16 protein-coding genes are annotated in these 18,994 nt (G+C 49.1%); all 16 read right to left on the bottom strand.

The genetic code is table 11. The features are described from left to right. Window positions 1–8: 8 nt before the first annotated feature. The 16 genes from ACTRDR_RS04115 to era all read right to left on the bottom strand — a co-directional run bounded on the left by ACTRDR_RS04115 (window position 9) and on the right by era (window position 18,910). Window positions 9–1,376 carry a D-alanyl-D-alanine carboxypeptidase family protein gene (locus ACTRDR_RS04115; RefSeq protein WP_440526257.1) on the bottom strand — a complete coding sequence of 456 codons (1,368 nt, stop codon included), beginning with the start codon at window positions 1,374–1,376 and terminating at the stop codon, window positions 9–11. Between the two features lie 81 nt (window positions 1,377–1,457). Beyond that, entirely contained in the window at window positions 1,458–2,027 is a 570-nt protein-coding gene (gene scpB, locus ACTRDR_RS04110) for an SMC-Scp complex subunit ScpB (protein WP_440526256.1), read from the bottom strand. A gap of 19 nt (window positions 2,028–2,046) precedes the next feature. Next, window positions 2,047–2,790 carry a segregation/condensation protein A gene (locus ACTRDR_RS04105; RefSeq protein ID WP_176863302.1) on the bottom strand — a complete coding sequence of 248 codons (744 nt, stop codon included), beginning with the start codon at window positions 2,788–2,790 and terminating at the stop codon, window positions 2,047–2,049. Between the two features lie 12 nt (window positions 2,791–2,802). After that, window positions 2,803–3,705 carry a metallophosphoesterase gene (locus ACTRDR_RS04100; RefSeq protein ID WP_440526255.1) on the bottom strand — a complete coding sequence of 301 codons (903 nt, stop codon included), beginning with the start codon at window positions 3,703–3,705 and terminating at the stop codon, window positions 2,803–2,805. A 31-nt stretch (window positions 3,706–3,736) separates the two neighbouring features. Further along, window positions 3,737–4,915, bottom strand: coding sequence for a D-alanyl-D-alanine carboxypeptidase family protein (locus ACTRDR_RS04095; protein WP_440526254.1), 1,179 nt, complete (start codon window positions 4,913–4,915; stop codon window positions 3,737–3,739). Between the two features lie 83 nt (window positions 4,916–4,998). Then, the gene (locus ACTRDR_RS04090) at window positions 4,999–5,589 is read right to left on the bottom strand and encodes a putative ABC transporter permease (RefSeq protein ID WP_440526253.1); all 591 of its coding nucleotides are present in this window, start codon (window positions 5,587–5,589) and stop codon (window positions 4,999–5,001) included. 59 nt (window positions 5,590–5,648) lie between these two features. After that, window positions 5,649–5,825, bottom strand: coding sequence for a 30S ribosomal protein S21 (gene rpsU / locus ACTRDR_RS04085; protein WP_016290398.1), 177 nt, complete (start codon window positions 5,823–5,825; stop codon window positions 5,649–5,651). Between the two features lie 139 nt (window positions 5,826–5,964). Then, entirely contained in the window at window positions 5,965–7,335 is a 1,371-nt protein-coding gene (locus ACTRDR_RS04080) for a sodium-dependent transporter (protein ID WP_440526252.1), read from the bottom strand. Continuing rightward, entirely contained in the window at window positions 7,335–9,989 is a 2,655-nt protein-coding gene (alaS, locus tag ACTRDR_RS04075; protein ID WP_440526251.1) for an alanine--tRNA ligase, read from the bottom strand. Before alaS ends, ACTRDR_RS04080 begins: the two co-directional genes overlap by 1 nt. 98 nt (window positions 9,990–10,087) lie before the next feature. Then, the gene (locus tag ACTRDR_RS04070) at window positions 10,088–11,773 is read right to left on the bottom strand and encodes an Hsp70 family protein (RefSeq protein WP_440526250.1); all 1,686 of its coding nucleotides are present in this window, start codon (window positions 11,771–11,773) and stop codon (window positions 10,088–10,090) included. Between the two features lie 29 nt (window positions 11,774–11,802). Next, window positions 11,803–14,892: a tetratricopeptide repeat protein gene (locus ACTRDR_RS04065; RefSeq protein WP_440526249.1), complete on the bottom strand. Its 3,090-nt coding sequence runs from the start codon at window positions 14,890–14,892 to the stop codon at window positions 11,803–11,805. Window positions 14,893–14,987: 95 nt separating this feature from the next. Beyond that, on the bottom strand, window positions 14,988–16,376 hold the full coding sequence (locus ACTRDR_RS04060; protein ID WP_440526248.1) for a glycine--tRNA ligase: 1,389 nt from the start codon (window positions 16,374–16,376) through the stop codon (window positions 14,988–14,990). A 48-nt stretch (window positions 16,377–16,424) separates the two neighbouring features. Then, window positions 16,425–17,057, bottom strand: coding sequence for an LptM family lipoprotein (locus tag ACTRDR_RS04055; protein WP_440526247.1), 633 nt, complete (start codon window positions 17,055–17,057; stop codon window positions 16,425–16,427). Window positions 17,058–17,095: 38 nt separating this feature from the next. Beyond that, window positions 17,096–17,746 carry a DNA repair protein RecO gene (gene recO, locus ACTRDR_RS04050; protein WP_176863320.1) on the bottom strand — a complete coding sequence of 217 codons (651 nt, stop codon included), beginning with the start codon at window positions 17,744–17,746 and terminating at the stop codon, window positions 17,096–17,098. Then, window positions 17,691–17,915 carry a hypothetical protein gene (locus tag ACTRDR_RS04045; protein ID WP_440526246.1) on the bottom strand — a complete coding sequence of 75 codons (225 nt, stop codon included), beginning with the start codon at window positions 17,913–17,915 and terminating at the stop codon, window positions 17,691–17,693. The genes recO and ACTRDR_RS04045 overlap by 56 nt, the downstream gene beginning before the upstream one ends. 77 nt (window positions 17,916–17,992) lie before the next feature. Further along, window positions 17,993–18,910 carry a GTPase Era gene (gene era / locus ACTRDR_RS04040; protein ID WP_440526245.1) on the bottom strand — a complete coding sequence of 306 codons (918 nt, stop codon included), beginning with the start codon at window positions 18,908–18,910 and terminating at the stop codon, window positions 17,993–17,995. Between the last annotated feature and the right edge of the window lie 84 nt (window positions 18,911–18,994).

The following is an 18,994-nucleotide window of genomic DNA, read 5'->3' as shown; positions in this document are numbered from 1 at the left end:
TTTCCCCGTCATTTTTTCATAGGGGATTGCATCAGAAAGCGCAGGAGTATCTGCCTGCCGCACCATAAGAGGTCTATGGCTTCCACATCCTTTGCTGCGATCAGGCGCTCTCTGCGCCATACCCTGCCATCTACCAGATAGCTGATCTCTCCCACATACACTCCTGCCTCCACGGGTGCCGCAAGGTACTGTTCCTTACGGTAGAGGATCTCCACATTCTCGTCAGGGCGCATTAAGAGTCCATCCACGCCTTCCGCCTCTGGATCCGGTTCCACAGGCAGTAGAACCTCCTCTGTCAGTGCATCATTCTTTGCCCAAAGCACCGGAATCGGCACAAGCAGCTGTTCTCTGCCCGAAAACGGTTCTTCTTCAAAGCTTCGATACGCATAGTTCTCCAATCCATAGGTAAACAATTCCCTGCTGTCGCTCCATTTATAGTTCTTATGGTTCGGCCATCCGCAGGCAAGCAGCGCCACGATCAGGCATTTTCCGTCCCGTTTCAGGGCTCCCACATAGCAGTATCCCGCCTTATTCGTGAATCCGGTCTTCCCGGTGAATGCTCCATCCATCATCTGTAAAAAAGCGTTATGATTGTGGCATTGAAAGGATCGTCCGTTCTCCGTAAAACAGTAATCCTGTGTTCCTGTGATCTCTAAAAACAAATCCCTCTGCGGGGAAGCTTTCATGCAGTACCTTAAGATTTCCGCCAGATCTTTTGCTGTGGTATGGTGTTCCTTCTCTAATGTACTTCCGTCCGGCAGCGTCAGAGTCTCCGTGGCATCCAGCCCGTTTGGCGTAATGAACCAGGTATCTTCGCAGCCGATCTCTTCCGCCTTTTCATTCATTGCCTGCGCAAATCTATGTAATGCCGCCCTGCTCTCTTCGCCGGTATGCTCTGAGATCTCCCCCGTCTCTCCCAAGAGCTTTCCGCCGATGTATTCCCCCAGCACCACAGCAGCATCGTTATGGCTTTCCAGCATCAGGGAAAACAATAATTCTCTCACGGTATAGTGCTCCCCGCATTTCACATACAGCTTTACCTTGGGCATGGTGGCTGCATAGGCAGAGACGCTGACGGTTTCATCCACCTTTGCATTTTCCAGCACCAAAATGCAGGTCATGATCTTGGTGGTACTCGCCATAGCCATGGGGGTAGTTTCGTTTTTTCCATATAGCACACGTCCCGAGTCCGCATCCAGCAGCACCGCTCCCTGTGCATACAGCATAAGCTCCTGTGGCAGATCGGCTTCCCCGGTCTCATACAGAATCCCGGATGTCGGTTCGTGTTTTTTTATAATATCTTCACGGAATTGTAATCCACATAGACTTTCCAGACACATAATTCCTGCAAAAAGGGCACAAAAAAAGCCTCGCATAATCGTTGCTCCCAAAACAGGGTTACTTATTATTATGAGGCTGGTTCTTTGTCCTATTCAATGATATGATGTTAGCATCATTTATATATTCAAAGTAAGCTGTACTTCCTGTTCCGCCTGCTGTTTGAATTCCTCCACCTGCACCGGATTCAGTTCCGGCAGTTCCTCCAGGCTCTTCACGCCAAAGCAGCGTAAAAACTGCTCCGTGGTACCAAACAGCAAGGGTCTTCCGGGAGCATCCAGACGTCCCAGTTCCGTGATCAGATCGTATTCTAACAATTTGTTAATGGCATGGTCACAGCTGACACCTCTGACTCTCTCAATCTCAAGTCTCGTTACCGGCTGCTTATAGGCGATAATGGACAATGTCTCCAGTACCGTATCCGTCAGAGTCATTTTTCTCGGAGTCTTCGCGATCTTGATCAGATATTCGTACATATCCGCCTTAGTGCACAGCTGTACGGAATCGTCGAACTGCGTCAGACCGATGCCTCTGTTCTCTTCCTCGTACCGTGCCACCATGTCTTTTAATATAGACTTTGTCGTCTTCACATCCTCCCCGATCACTTCCGCAAGCCTGCTGATCTCCACGGAATCTCCCATGGTAAAAAGGATGGCCTCTATCACTGCTTCTGCTTTACTGCGTTCCATGCTAAAACCTCACTGTATCCTAAACATTAGATGTGATCATAATATCATCAAATATATTTTCCTGGCTGATGTTGATCTTACCGGTCTTCATCAGTTCCAGAATGATCAGGAATGTAACGATCACTTCCATTTTGCTGTTCTGCTTCTCCAAAAGCTTCCGGAAGCTGAAGGTCTTATGTTCTCTGGCATAAGCCTCCACATACAGCATCTTGATGTCCATATCTACCTCGTCCTTTTCGATATTGCCGTACTGGCTGCGGACGGGATCGATCTTGTCCTCCTGCTTCTTCACGATAGATCTGAAGATCTCATGAAGCTTGTTCAGATTCATATCACCGATGAGTTCTTCGTAATCTATGGGCTGTCTGTAAGCTTCCACTTCCTTCGGAAGTCTCTGCTCTCTGTACATATTCCTGGCAGCATCCACCTGACGGTCTCTGAGCTCAAAGGACATGTATTTGTACATCTTGTATTCCAGCAGCTTCTGGACCAGTTCCGCTCTGGGATCTTCTTCCTCGCCGTCTTCGTTGACTTCCTTGGGCAGCAGCATCTTGCACTTGATGTCGATCAGTGTCGCCGCCATTACCAGGAATTCGCTCATGACATTCATATCTTCCCGCTGCATCTGTTTAATGTAATCCAGATACTGTGCCGTGATATCTACGATAGGGATATCATAGATGTCTATTTTATTTTTCTCGATCAAATGAAGCAATAGATCCAGTGGACCTTCAAACGCTTCCAGTTTTACAGATATTGCCATGTGATAAAACTCCTATTTCCCCTCGTCAGGCATAAGCTCCACTTCTAAGATCTCGCCCGGATTAAACAGCCGGATCGGGATCGTATGCATTCCCAGTCCTCTGCTTAAGAGCATTCTGCTCTTCCCTATTGTAAACTCTCCGCCATCGTATTTTGGAAAAAGTCTGATATTGGGAGACACCACACCCTTGCCCCAAAAAGGAACTCTCACCATGCCGCCGTGGACATGCCCGGATAACACCAGGTCTGCACCCCAGTCTGCGTATTTCGGAAAATAATCCGGGTCGTGCGCGATCAATATATTGAAAAATCCTTCGGAGGGCTGTCCTAAAAGCCCCGGCAGATATTCCAGATTCATGGGCTGTATTCCAAAACGTTTGTAGTACAGCCTGTCTATCTCAGAACCATAGATACAGATCCCGTATTCCGGAAGAAGCTTGTGCTCGTTGACAAGCCTGTGAATACCGATCTTCGTAAGAGCTTCTTCATACCGCTCCGCCATATCCCCATAATTTTCGGGATACAGCTTCAGGCGGTGTTCATGGTTGCCGTTGCCGTAATAGACAGGATACTTCTTCGCAAGCTCCGTAAGGAATCCCACCGCCACATCCAGTGTTGCCTTTGGCTTCGCCGTCAGCAGATCCCCGGCGATCAGGACCATGTCCGGTCCGATCTCATCGATCGCCTGCAGCAGCCTCTCATTTTCTTTTCCGTATCTCTTATTGTGCAGATCCGCCAGAACCACTGCCTTCACAGACTTTTTGATTCTCTGATCCCGCAGGGAATAATGCCGCACTACAAAACGGTTACTGTCGTACAGCATTATCCACAGCATTATCACAAGGATTACTGCGATCACGGTAATCACTACATCCAACTCTTTTGCCCCCATGGTATGTTTCCAGATTATTGCCAATATGTTCTTTAGTATAACATATTTTTCTTCCTTACAAAAGATAAAATTCCATTATTTTTCGCAGGTAATCCTTATAAAACGCCTTCGCCACCGCATTTTCATACAGAATCGGTACGCTGCCGATCTCCACACCGTTTCGCAGATAGACCGCTCTGCCTGCCGTATCTCCTTCGGCAAACGGTGCCATGGCAATCTCCGGCAGTTCAATTCTCTTCTCCACGCCGTCTAACGAATTCCCCTCTGTATCCAGATACCGGAATTCGCTTTGGTATTTCACAGGCACCGTATCCTCTACACCGCCCTGCACCCGCATATTCGGCAAGATATCTGTATTCTCATCCAGATACAGATCGCTTATATTAAAACCGTAGCTAAGCAATGTCCTGGCATCCTTAAAACGTGCCTTATAGTCCGGTGCCCCCATGATCACCGCGATCAGATCAATGCCATCCTTCGTTGCCGTGGCGGACAGACAGAATTTTGCTTTGGAGGTGGATCCGGTTTTCAAGCCCGTAGTAAACGGATACTGTTTCAGCAATTTATTGGTACTGTTTAACGTGAACTTTGAGCTTCCCTGTCTGGTCTCATGGGTGATGTCCTCCATCCAGATTCCGGTATATTCAAATATTTTCGGATATTTTACCGTAAGCTCCCTGGACATGACTGCCACATCCATTGCTGTCGTATAATGGCCGTCGGAATCCGTCAGTCCGCAGCAGTCTTCGAAATGGGTATCCGTCATGCCAAGCTCCGCAGCCTTCGCATTCATCTGTTCCACGAAAGCTTCTTCGCTTCCCGCTATGTATTCCGCCACCGCCACACTGGCATCATTGCCCGAAGCAACCGCGATACATTTGATCATGGTCTCTAAGGTCTGCACTTCATTCTCTGCCAAAAATACCTGGGAGCCTCCCATGGAACTGGCATAGGCACTCACCGTCACCGGATCCTCCAATTTGATCTTTCCCTGATCCAGAGCTTCAAAAGTCAAAAGCAATGTCATGATCTTGGTAATACTGGCAGGGCTTCGGCGTTCTCTTGCATTCTGCTCAAAGATCACCTTCCCGGTGGAGCTCTCCAGAAGCACCGCGCTGGGAGCTTCGATCGCTGCCGGTTCCGCACATACATCGATTTCGCTCCACCAGAATACCTGCATACTGACACTGAAAAGTAAAATCCATGTACAGATATATTTTCTGATTTTTTGCATAAAAAAGCCACACTCCCCTATCCTTTTCTAAAAGATATGGTCGTGTGGTCCTGTATATACCTGCAAACCTGATGTTTTACGTCTTACCATCTGGCGATCAATGCCTGGCAGCGTTCCTTCAGTGCTTCTCCCTTACTGCGGACATCAATGTCGAATACCTTGATTAGTTGTACCGTATAATCGATCGCTACAGCAACCAAAATCACCTGGATCATACGGGTCCCTATCTGTAGCTGTACCCTGTCAATGATATGATACATGGCATCATGGACAAACTGCACGATGCCTATCGCATAAAATCCCCAGGCGACGGTACTCTCCAGGCAGATGATTCCACGATAATTGAAGGGCTTATTGTTATAATCCCACCATAGCTCTCCCAGGAAATGGATCATACCGACCCCCACCAGATATTCAAAGACTGTTGCCAGGATAGCTCCCAAAAAATATAATTCCACAAGCTTATCACGCAGAGGACTTAAGATCAGATATCCCAGCACTCCGCCAAAACCATAGATCGGACAGAACGGTCCCTTGCCGAATCCCCGGTTGGTAAGCTTACGATTACATAATGACATATATGCAGACTCCAGTGCCCATCCGAGAACACTGTACAGTACAAATGCTGCTAACAGATGATAGATATCTGTTCCCAGTATTTCATAACTCCACATTTGATCTCCCTCAAAAGTACAAAGTCCCCGGTGATCACGCCGAGGACTGTTGTTTAACATTAGTTATATTTACGTTTTCTTGCTGCTTCAGACTTCTTCTTACGTTTTACGCTAGGCTTCTCGTAATGCTCTCTCTTACGAATCTCCTGCTGGATACCAGCCTTAGCGCAGCTTCTCTTGAAACGACGTAAAGCGCTATCTAAAGTCTCGTTCTCTTTTACGATTACGTTTGACATCTTACACCCGACCTCCCTTCAGTCCCTTCAAGTAACATGACTGACTGGGTTATTCTAATGCGCAGTTGTTCTACACACATTTGATATTATAGCATAAAAAATACATTCGTCAACTACTTTTTTTTGGATTTTCAAAATCTTATTTAAAAAATTTATCGTAGATACCGAACAGGAAGATGAAGATCACGATCAGGGGCAGTCCGTAGGTCAGATAACCGCGCATCCAGTCGTGGACTTTTAAGCCCTTGCCGGTATTTACTTCTGCCTTATAGTTCTCCCATCCCCAGCCGTATCTGGTTACACAGAACAGCAGGTATACCAGGGATCCTAAGGGCAGGAACAGATTACTTACCAGGAAATCTTCAAAATCCAGTACTGCTCCGCCGAAAATGGAGAAACCATCCCAGCTCCATACATTATACCCCAGTACGCAGGGTACGGACAATGCAATGATCAGGAACAGGTTCACCAGAGAAGATTTTTTGCGGCTGGCACCGGTCAGTTCCATACCACAGCAGATGATATTCTCGAACACAGCCAGCACCGTGGACAGTGCTGCAAACGCCATAAACAGGAAGAATAAACTTCCCCACAGGCGGCCGTAGGGCATGTTGGCAAAAATATTCGGCAGGGTTATGAAGATCAGGCTGGGGCCTGAGGTCTGATCCACGCCGTAGGTAAAGCAGGCGGGGAAAACGATCAGTCCTGCGGTAATTGCCACAAAAGTATCCAGTACCACAACTCTGACGGACTCACCCATCAGGGAATGATCCTTGCCGATGTAGCTTCCGAAGATTGCCATGGCACCAATGCCAAGGCTTAGGGTAAAGAATGCCTGGTTCATGGCACCTACCAGTGTAGCTACCACACCGACTTCCTGCATACGTCCAAAATCAGGTACCAGATAGAAACTAAGACCTTCCTTTGCTCCCTCCATGAAGAAGCTGTTGATGGCAAGTACTACCATGATGGCAAGCAGGGCGATCATCATGACTTTCGTCACACGCTCCAGACCGTTCTGCAGTCCACCGGCACACACAACGATACCGATGATCACCACCAGTACCATCCAGAACATCATGACCCCCGGATCTGCAAGCATCCGGGTAAACTGTTCCGCCACCGCATCCGCGGAAAGTCCGGAAAGTCTGCCGGTAGCCGTCATATAAAAATAGTGCAGCATCCAGCCTGCTACCGTAGTGTAGAACATCATCAGCAGATAGCAGCCTGCCAGTGTAAAATATCCGTGGATATGCCACTTCTGTCCCGGCTTCTCCAGTGCATGGTAAGCCTTTACGGGACTTTTCTTACTTGCCCTCCCCACAGCGAATTCCATGGTCATAATAGGCAGACCCAGGATCACCAGGAAGATCAGATAAAACAATACAAATGCGCCACCGCCACCCTGACCGGCCATGTACGGGAACTTCCATACATTGCCGATACCAATGGCACAGCCGGCAGACAACAGGATAAAGCCTAAACGGGATTTCAGATTCTCTCGTTCCATTATGCGAGCTGACCCTCCAGTACTTTAGACGCTTCCGCGATCGCTGCGGGAATGCCTGCGGGATTCTTACCGCCGGCCTGCGCCATATTGGGGCGTCCACCGCCGCCACCGCCTACCAGTGCGGCAATTCCCTTGATCAGGTTGCCTGCATGAGCACCGGCCTTTACAGCACCGTCAGTTGCCATAGCGATCATATTTACCTTACCGTCCTGTGCAGACAGCAGTACGACAACGCCTTCACCAAGCTTATCCTTGAGCTGGTCGCCCAGGTCTCTCAAGCCATTCATATCCACACCGTCTACGCTGGTTGCTAAAAGCTTTGTGCCCTTCACTTCCACCACCTGATCGAGTACATCGCCCAGTGCGGACTGCGCCATCTTTGCCTTCAGGGATTCGTTCTCTGCGGTCAGAGTCTTCAGATCTGCCTGCATATGCTGGATCTTCTCAATCAGGGCTGCTGGAGTTGCCTTGGCTGCTGCGGCTGCCTTATTGAAGCTCTCTTCCATTGCCTGATAGTATGCCATCACATTGGCACCGGTCAGTGCTTCGATTCTTCTGACACCGGCTGCGACACCGCTCTCGGACAGGATCTTGAAATAGCCGATCTCTCCGGTGTGCTTTACATGGGTACCACCGCACAGTTCCCTGGAGAAATCTCCCATGGATACCACGCGGACGGTCTCACCGTATTTTTCACCAAACAGAGCCATAGCTCCGCTCTTCTTCGCATCTTCGATGTTCATGACATCGGTAACGACTGCAATATCCTCTGCGATCTTCTCATTGACCAGAGCCTCTACCTTAGCGAGCTCTTCCGCAGTCATAGCCTGTCCGTGGCTGAAGTCGAAACGGGTTCTTGCGCCGTCCTGGTAGGAACCCTGCTGTTCTACATGGTCGCCCAGCACGATCTGCAATGCCTTCTGTAACAGATGGGTTGCGGAATGGTTCTTACATACGCTCTTTCTGTTGTCGGTATCCACTGCCAGCTCTGCCTTGTCTCCCACAGTAACTGTTCCGGATACAACCTTACCCACATGTCCGATGCGTCCGCCTGCGATCTTCACGGTCTCAGTCACTTCAAAAGTACCGTTTTCGGTGCGGATCACACCAAAGTCACCCTTCTGTCCTCCCATGGTAGCATAGAACGGAGTAACATCAGTGATCAGGGTACCGGTCTCTCCCTCATTTAAAGACTTCACAAGTTCGGTCTCGGAAGCCAGTCCCACTACTTTGCCCTCCGCGGTCAGAGCATCATAACCTACAAATTCACTGGTGACCTTCTCATCCAGTCCATCGAATACACCTGCGGCGGTGGTCAGCTTCTGGGAGAAGTTCTGTCCTTCTCTTGCCTTCTGCTTCTGCTCTTCCATGGCAGCGGCGAAGCCTTCCTCATCTACGGTCAGGTTCTCTTCCTGTGCCAGCTCTACGGTCAGCTCCAGAGGGAATCCAAAGGTATCGTATAAGTAGAATGCAGACTTACCGTCGATCTCCTTTTTACCTTCGCTTCTCTTCTGCTCCAGGATCTTCTGCAGCTCCTTCATACCGTTCTCCAGAGTGCTCTCGAAACGAGCGATCTCCTTCTGTAACTCGGTCAGGACGAACTCTCTGTTCTTCTTCATCAGAGGATAGCTCTCTGCGTAGATCTCATCGATATATATGGCAGCAATGTGCAGCAGCTGCTCTGTGGTCATATTTAAAGTACGGCCGTGTCTTACCGCACGACGGATCAGACGACGGAGGATATAACCGGCACCGGTATTGGAGGGAAGCAGCTTCGCCTCATCACCGATCAGCATAACACCGGTACGAAGATGGTCTGCCAGGATACGCATGGATCTGGTCATCTTCTCATCTGCATTGTATTTCACACCGGAAGCCTCTTCAATATAAGCGATCACCGGGGCAAACAGGTCTGTCTGGTATACATCTCTGGTACCGTTTAAGAATGCCAGGATACGTTCCAGTCCCCAGCCGGTATCTACGTTCTTCTGCTTTAAAGGAGTCAGATGACCGTCATGATGCTTCTCGTACTGCATGAATACATCATTGCCCAGCTCGGTGTATTTGCCACAGTCACAGCCGGGGCCGCAATTCGGTCCGCAATCCGGTCTGTCAGCGATATAGAACATCTCACTGTCGGGACCACAGGGACCATACTCCAGTCCCCACCAGTTATCGTCAGCGGGCAGATAATATACGTTCTCCTTCTTGAATCCGGAAGCGATACGATACTGTGCGCCCTCCTCATCTCTGGGGGCATTCTCATCACCGGCAAATACAGTGGCAGCCAGATGGTCAGCATCAAATCCGAACACCTGGGTCAGCAGTTCAAAGCTCCACTGACAGCGTTCCTTTTTAAAATAATCACCAAGGCTCCAGCTTCCCAGCATCTCAAAGAAGGTTACATGGCTCTTGTCACCTACGGAATCGATATCATTGGTACGTACACAGCCCTGTACGTTACAGAGTCTGGTACCCAGAGGGTGCTTCTGTCCCAGCAGATAGGGCATCAGAGGCTGCATACCCGCTACGTTGAACATAACACCGGTGGAACCGTCGGATACTAAGGATACTGCTCCCACATCTACGTGGCCACGGTCTATATAAAATTGTTTCCAGGCTTTTCTCAGTTCATTAGAAGTGAATTGTCTCATTCTCTCGGTCTCCTTGTCTAAATAATTACACCTTTCGGAAAATAAACCTACATTTCTACATTATAATGTTATCGTTTCGCCGCGTCAAGAATAAAACATCACTCATCCTCGTCTTCCAGGATCTCGTTCAATGCCTCTCTGGCCTCCTCGATCTCCTCTTTTTTGCCCTTTTTCAATGCAGCCTCGAAAACAGTGATATAACGATCCAGTTCTTTTCTCCGGTCTCCCAGTGCTTCCTCATACATCCGCTCCGCTCTGAGAAGCACCAGACGGTTCTCCTCCAGGTCTCTGGGCTGGATCTTCAGGTAGGACAATTCTTCCATTCGCTTCTGGATCTCATCATCCGTCATCTGGTTGTCCTGTCCCTTGATGATCATTTTCTGGGTCAGTCCGGTGGATACCACCTTGACTTCCACTTCCAGCAGGGAATTGATGTCATAGGTGTAAGTCACATCCACGGCTTCACTGCCTCTGGGCCCCTTGGGAACATCAATGTTCAGTTCTCCCAGAAACAGATTATTTCTGGCGAAACGGCTCTCTCCCTGCAGTACCCGGACGCGCACCTTGTCCTGATTGTCTCTGACAGTGTACAACTGCTCCGTATGACTGGCAGGGATCACGGTGTTGCGCTCAATGATGGGACAGAAACGGCCGTCTTCAAATTTGCCTTCCTCGTATTCCACCACGACTTCCGTTCCCAATGTAAAGGAGCATACATCCGTCAGAATGACTTCCTTTACCTCCGCCCGGCGTTCCTTCATGGCCGCCTGGATCGCCGCGCCCAGTGCCACGGCTTCGTCCGGGTTCAGTCTTGTATCCGGGAATTTGCGGAACAGCCTGATCAGGAAATCCCTGACCACCGACAGTCTGGTGGCTCCGCCGATCAGCAATACCTCATCGATGTCCGACAGCTTCAGTCCTGCATCCGCCAGACTCTTCTTCACCGGTTCCCTGATCTTCATTAGCAGTTCTTCGCACTCTTCCTCATATTCTTTTAAGGTGATCTCTGCCGTTTTGTTCTCTTCACCCAGCATAAGTTCCATGGTCACCGCAGTCTGATCACTGATTCCCCGCTTGGCTTCTTCTGCCTTTTTATAGAGACGCACCTGTTCTTTCTCCGACAGATCCTTATAATGCAGTCCTGTCTTTTGCAGAAAAAGCTTCGACATCACTTCCGTGAAATCTTCACCGCCAAGATAATTGTCTCCGGCTACCGCCCGCACCTCCAGAATATTGTGATACAGCTCCAGAATGGAGACATCAAAAGTTCCGCCGCCCAGGTCAAATACCAGAAATCTGGTGTCTTTTTCTTTTTCGTACAGGCCGTAGGCCACCGCTGCTGCAGTAGGCTCCGAGATCATACGCTCCACCTTCAGCCCGGCCAGTTTTCCGGCCCGCTTGGTGGCTTTTCTTCTCTTGTCGTCAAAATAGGCCGGTACACTGATCACGGCCTCTGTGACTTCTTCCCCCAGATAGGCTTCCGCATCTTCTTTCAGATAACGCAGGATCATGCTGGACAATTCTTCTGGACGGAACTTTTTGCCGGACAGGTCATAAGTGCGATCCGTTCCCATGCTGCGCTTAAATGCCTGCGCCACACTGTCGGGATAGAGGTTTCTGCGTTCCTGTGCCGTCTCCCCCACATAGACATTGCCGTTCTCATCCACGCTGACCACAGAGGGGGTCAGATGTTTTCCCAGACGGTTGGGGATGATCACAGGTCCTTCCTCCGTAAATACTGCCACCAGACTGTTGGTGGTTCCCAAATCGATTCCGACTATCATATGTTTTCTTCTCTCTTCATTTTAGTTTTTTACTTCTTCCCGAACAGCCTCTGCCAGAATCCCCGTTTCTCCGGCTGTGGCTTTTCCTTGTGAAAAGCGGCTACGGCAGGATCCGTATCCTTCGTCACCTGTTCCGAATGATACCAGTGCCAGATGGCCTGCAATTCCATTCCGGGATGTTCCTGCATCTGCTCTTTCAGCCGCTCCAGCGCTTCTTTCTCCCGGCCCTTTTTCAGCATCTGCAGTATCCGTACCATCTCCAGTTCCTCACAGATGGGATGTACACAGCCATGGCAGAAGGAACAGTCTTTGTCCAGTTGCAGGAGCGTATCCTGTTCCTCATCGGTGGCCGTATAATATCCCGCCAGATATTCGTGTACGATCCGAAGCTTCGGATATTTCAGATACACATCCTTGCCGCTTTTATCTTCTCTTTCCATACAGGCTTTCAGCGCCTGTGCATAGTCAGCACCTTTCTTCTTATCTCCGTACAGGATGCATGCCAGGATCAGGTCCGCAATGTCATCCTTTTTGCTGAGATCCTCCTTATGGAAGATCAGTGCCTTATCCATATTCTTGATGGCCACTTTTCCGGAACCACAGATCAGCCCATACCATCCCAGATGGAAAAAGTAATCTTCGAAATACTCCTGAGTATTCCCGGTATTTTTCCCAAGCAGTTCGATCTTCTCCGGCCACGATGTCAGAATATTTCCGGCGATCGTCTTTTCCCCGCACCAGACACACAGATCCAGCTTTTCTCCTGCCGCATCCAGTACATTGACGAATGCCTTCTCCAGAACTTTTAATCCCTCCGTAGTCTTGTCATTGCAGACCAGACATCTGGCGAAATCCCTCATACGGTTCCGGTCCCGTTCTCCGGCACTTCCCGTCATCTCACGGTATCTCCGGTAAAACTGTTCCGCCATTTCCGTATTGCCCAGCAAAAAATAAATTTCTGCCTGTTCCACAATCAGTTCCGGCCAGGCATGATTCTGTGTTCCGCTCTTTTCATAGAAAAATACACATTTTCTCAGGCAGATCATGGCTTCATCGTATTTGCCGCGGCATCTGTGGATCCGTGCCAGTCCCTTCCAGGCAAAAGGATTGGCCGGGTTCGTGGAAAGTGCCTTTTCATAATCCGCTTTTGCCGCCTCCAGACAGCCTGCCGCATTATGAAAATCTCCCCGCTCCACCAGTAAAAATTCACAAGGGTAGGCATACAGATATTCCGTAATGATCGGAAGTCCTCTCCGATAAAATATGGTCTTGCCCGCTTCCAGTTTGCTCAGATATTTCTTCCGGAATTTATCTATGGCGTCGTTCATCTGTTCCTGGGGAAGCCCCGTATTGGTCAACTGCCATTCATAGGCATCCAGGATCACACTTTTGACATTATTATCCTTCGCCTGTTGTAACAGTTCCTTCAGTTCCTCCGGATGTGTCAGATCCATGTACACCTTTGCCATCATTTCATAGGCCTTGACATAGGTTGGAAAATAATTTAGACAGGCTCTGCCGTTCTGGATCACCCCTGCTGCATTCCACTGCCTCTTCGCCGCTTCAAGTTCGTTGGCATATGCAGCGTAAACCTGATAATCCCCGATCAGTTTCTGGGATATCTCCGCACAGCGTTCATACTCTTCCATCTCCACATAGATCTGTGCCTTTTCGATCAGCATACCGATATCCTTCGGTGTTCCGGTCTCGGCTTTTTCCGCTTCCGCAATGGCTTCGGCGAATTTTTCCGGCTGTACATAGCCATAAGCCCGATAGCACTGCATCCGGATCATATGTGACTGTCGGATCCGGTCTCTGTCTTTTTCCTCCTCTTCGGCATCCGTATCCCGGAGGATCTTTTTCTCCAGGCTTTCTTCCCATTTGGCTGCCGTGGAAATTGCCTTCTCATATTCTGCCGCTTCTGCCAGCAGTTTTGTCATAAGTCCCAGATATTCCTCACGCCTGTCCGCAGGAACTTTTGCTTCCAGCTCCCTGACCGTGCGGATTCCCAGATCGGTCCTGCCATCCTGCAGATAACACCAGCCCAGATCCAGTCCCAGACCGGGATCATGGTTCTGCGCATATTCCCGTTTCATTTCCCGTTCCAGTTCGGTGTTGATCTTCTGCAGTGTCTCCAGAAATGTGTTGTCTCCGCCTACGGAAAGAATCTCTTCCGCACATTTTTTTGCCTCTTTATAGTTCCCCTGCTCATAATACCAGTCCGTCAGGCGCAGATTCGCCATGTAGTGTTTCGGCAGCTTCTCCCGAAGACTCTCATAAATAGCAGACGCTTCTACGCGCCCTTCATTTCTCCACAGTATTTCCGCCGTATTGTAAGCGATCAGATCATCCTCCGGATATCTTGCAGACAGTTTCTTTAACAAAGTAATGGCTTCTGCGGTCTGTCCCTTTCCTTCATAGAGGGACGCACGGCAGATCTCCATAACAGGGTGGGTAATCCCCAGAGCATCCCCACATCCGATCATCTGCTCCGCTTCCTGTAATTTTTTCTCCTGCAGCGCCTGATAAGCTCTGTCATAATATTGCAGAAACTGATCGTAATCCGCATCTTCCGCACCACGGAACTCGGAAAAATCCACTTTTTCCCCGGATTCGCACTTATGTACCATATAGCTTACAAACTGTGCCGGAAAGCGCTCTCTGAAGGCCCCCGCATTCTGTACAATGTGGATTTTCTCATCCAGAAGCTTCCAGATTGCGGTCGGCAGCTTATAATGTTCCATCAGAAAACGAAGCAGATAAGTGGTACAGTTTTCCTCTTCCTCCAGAGAAAGAAAGTCATCCGCCTCAAAAAGCGCTTTCCATTTTTCCACATCACAGCGGTCCGTAATATTCTCATAGACCTTCCGAACACCACGTACCCACTGTCCAGCCGGAGTATCGTCCTCCAGCGTCGGTTCCGCCTCCTCGTTCTCTTCTGCATCCGGCGTTCCGGCATAGCGGCAGGCCTCCTCATAAGCCATCCGCAGTCGCTTGAAGCCTTCCGGATCATCCTCCGGATTCGTTACCGTCAGCTTGTCACGATAGGCATTCTTCAGTGCCCTTTCGTCTTTTGTCTGTTCGATTCCCAGAATCTGAAACACTTCGATCGGTTCCACGCTGTCCCCTCCACTGTAAGTATCAAAGTTTTCGTACCAATAGAAAAAGGTATTGAAAAGGAGCAGAAAAATCTTTCTGCTCCTGAATAGTGATCTTAGAATGTAAACTTATCTGCAAAGTAAGCATCCAGATCTTTGATAGCAACACGCTCCTGCTCCATGGAATCACGGAAACGTACGGTAACGCAGCCATCTGTCTCGGAATCAAAATCGTAAGTTACGCAGAAAGGAGTTCCGATCTCGTCCTGACGACGATATCTCTTACCAATGTTTCCTCTGTCATCAAATTCACAGTTGTATTTCTTGGAAAGCTCTGCGTAGATCTTCTCCGCACCCTCGTTCAGCTTCTTGGACAGAGGCAGCACACCGATCTTTACCGGTGCCAGTGCAGGATGGAAATGAAGCACAGTACGAACATCGCCGCCCTCTAACTCTTCCTCATCGTAAGCAGCGCACAGGAAAGCCAGAACAACTCTGTCCGCACCCAGGGAAGGCTCGATAACGTAAGGAATATACTTCTCCTTCTTCTCATCATCAAAGTAAGACATATCCTCACCGGAGGTATTGGCATGCTGGGTCAGATCGTAATCGGTTCTGTCCGCAATCCCCCACAGCTCGCCCCAGCCGAAGGGGAACAGGAACTCGATATCGGTGGTTCCCTTACTGTAGAAGCACAGCTCCTCGGGAGAATGATCACGAAGTCTCATCTCGTCTTCCTTGATACCTAAGGACAAAAGCCAGTCACGGCAGAAGCCTCTCCAATACTGGAACCACTCCATATCGGTACCCGGCTCACAGAAGAACTCCAGCTCCATCTGCTCGAACTCTCTGGTACGGAAAGTGAAGTTACCGGGTGTGATCTCATTACGGAAAGACTTACCAATCTGTCCGATACCGAAAGGAATCTTCTTACGGGAAGTTCTCTGTACATTTTTAAAGTTAACGAAAATACCCTGTGCAGTCTCGGGTCTTAAGTATACTGTATTCTTAGCATCCTCGGTAACACCCTGGAAGGTCTTGAACATCAGGTTGAACTGACGGATATCGGTAAAGTTATGCTTGCCGCAGGTAGGGCAGGGAACATTATGCTCTTCGATGAAATTCTTCATCTCTTCCTGGCTCCAGCCGTCTACACTGCCTTCGATGGCAATACCGTTCTCCTCACAGAAATCCTCGATCAGCTTATCCGCACGGAAACGCTCATGACATTCCTTACAATCCATCAGAGGATCAGAGAAGCCGCCAAGATGTCCGCTGGCTACCCAGGTCTGGGGATTCATCAGGATCGCGCAGTCCACACCTACATTGTAAGGGCTCTCCTGAACAAACTTCTGCCACCATGCCTTTTTCACATTATTCTTCAGCTCTACGCCAAGATTACCGTAATCCCAGGTATTTGCCAGTCCGCCGTAGATCTCGGAACCGGGATATACAAAACCTCTTGCCTTTGCCAGAGCTACGATCTTCTCCATTGTCTTTTCCATGTCAGTACCAAACCTTTCTTACTCTATATATTTGTATTGCTGTATAACTTACTTTTTCATCAGTATCGTAACGACACCATCGGACTGGGAGGCATCCACAGAGCCATCCTCACCCATGACCACGCCCTCACTGATATACAGTACGGGGTATGGACAATAAATGTATGCACTGGCATTCGTGATGATCAGATGTCCCTTCTCCAGTGCTTTCTCCAGCTTGTCCGGATCTACCGGAGTGCCATCCGCTGCATTCACCAGCTCCTTGTTCACCGGACTTCCCTGTGCCAGCGCTTCCACCCTGGTTCCGTAGAACAGATCCTGGTCGTTATATTCGGCATAGCTGTCTGCGCTGTCGAATTCCTGCACGACCTGCACCATGGATCCGTCACCTAAAGCCTGCACTGTCTTCACAGTCAGCGCTTCTTCCGGTGTATCCGTATGTGCGGCATTGAACTCTTCTGCCTCGTTCTTCACCATCTCTTCCAGTCCGTCTAAGCTGTAGAAATCTTTATCAAAGGTATTGACCAGGTAAGAGATCACCTTCCCGTCCTTCTCCACCACCAGAGACGTATTCACGACCTCCTCGGGAAGCTTCGCGGTCTGACCGCAGCCGCTTAAGGACAGTACCAGAATTCCCGACAATACTGTCGTAAGACACTTCTTCATTCTATTCTGCCTCATAAATGAGTCTCCTTTTTTGGCATCAGCCATAACCGATTTTAACATAGAGTTTTCAGTATTTCAAGACTTTTGAACGACCTGCCCATGAAACGCCTGCGATATTCCGATGCAATCTGTGAAAGTTCTGACAGAACTTTGTCCGATACGGTAAAAGTATACAGTTTCTCCACGGGGCTCTCCGCTATGTAATTCAGCGCATACAACGTAGATTCTTCCAGGCTCCGGCCTTCCGGCGCTCCCGGATATTCCCCGTTCACTGCGATGGATTTCAGTTCAAAAATACTGCGGATCAGTTCATTGGGAAGAGACGGTGCACACAAAGCTCTCAGCGACTGATACAAAAGCTTCAGCATTTCTCTCTCATCATTGTTCTCCTGGCAGTAATAATCCGCCACCTCTGCAAAATACATGCCGTAGCAGGCTCCCACATAGTCCGTCATCAGTTCTTCAAAATAGTTCTTAATATCCGCTTCCGATACGGTATAGGAAGTCCTTCCCTCATACAGACGAAAAGTCCCAAAAGCAAAAGGGTTGGTCGCTGCCGCCAGCCGGTTGCCCGGTTTTCTCGCCCCTCTGGCAAAAGCAGTGATCTTCCCCTTTTCTCTGGTAAGCAGGCTCACAAGCCTGTCATATTCACCGAACGGTGTCTGTTTTAATACAATTCCTGTTACATACAGGGATTCCTGCATGATCTGCCCTCCCCGGCGTCAGGCTTTCACATCCTTCCGCCCTGCAGTCCGGCAGGCAGGTGTCCGGCGTATCGGAAGAACTCCTATTCTCCGCATTCTGCAGATAATTCAGGTAATCCTCCACTCTGCCGGTATGTTCAAATTGCTGCCAGTAATTTATGAACTGCATCTTACGCATCCCCCTCTTTTTATCAGTTTATCGGTGTATCATCCTCTGTAAAAATAGGGTCTGCAAATTTTGTTTTTCTATTCGCCCATCTCGATGTCTTTCGGATTATATCCGAAGTTTTTGAGTAAGATGTCGCTGTCTCTCCAGTCCTTCTTCACCTTCACCCAAAGCTGTAAATTGACTTTCATTTCCAGCATATCTTCGATCTCCGGGCGCGCCTGGGAGCCGATCTTTTTCAACATCTGGCCACCCTTGCCGATGATGATGCCCTTGTGGGAATCTCTCTCACAGATAATAGTGGCCTCGATGTCGCAGATCTTACCTCTCTCTTTCATACTTTCCACGGTTACGGCAATACCGTGAGGAATTTCTTCGGATAAAAGTCTGAGTGCCTTCTCTCTGATCAGTTCTGCCACGATCTGGCGCATGGGCTGGTCGGTGATGGTATCTTCATCATAAAAGGCAGGGCCATACGGCAGATATTTCAAAATACACTGAATCAGTACATCTGTGTTGTCACCCTTTAATGCGGACACCGGGACGATCTCGCAGAAATCCAGTTCCTTGCGATAAGTATCAATAAATGCCAGAATATCATCCTTTTTCACGGTGTCCGTCTTATTAATGACCAGGATCACAGGAGTCTTGGTCTTCTTCAGCTGCTCGATGATATGACGTTCTCCGGCACCGATGAAATTCGTGGGCTCCACCAGCCATAGGATCACATCCACGTCATTTAACGTATGCTCCGCAACATTCACCATATAATCGCCCAGTTTGTTTTTCGCCTTGTGAATACCGGGGGTATCCAGGAATACGATCTGTCCCTCTTCCAGGGTCAGTACCGTCTGGATACGGTTACGGGTGGTCTGCGGTTTGTTGGATGTGATGGCGATCTTCTGTCCGATCAGTCGGTTCATCAGAGTGGACTTACCTACGTTGGGACGTCCGATCAGTGTGGCAAAGCCGGATTTATATGCCGGATTTTCGTTCATTTTCTATTTCTCCTGTTCTTGTCTTTTTCCCTGACACTTTTTCTTTTTGGTCAGTTGCCGGTCAGTCCGGCTTATCTTATGTTT

Origin of the sequence: Simiaoa sp., assembly GCF_051972595.1 — a bacterium.
Taxonomy (GTDB): Bacteria; Bacillota; Clostridia; order Lachnospirales; family Lachnospiraceae; genus Acetatifactor; species Acetatifactor hominis.
The sequence above is the reverse complement of the archived record's forward strand: the minus strand, read 5'-3'. Positions and strand labels throughout refer to the sequence as shown.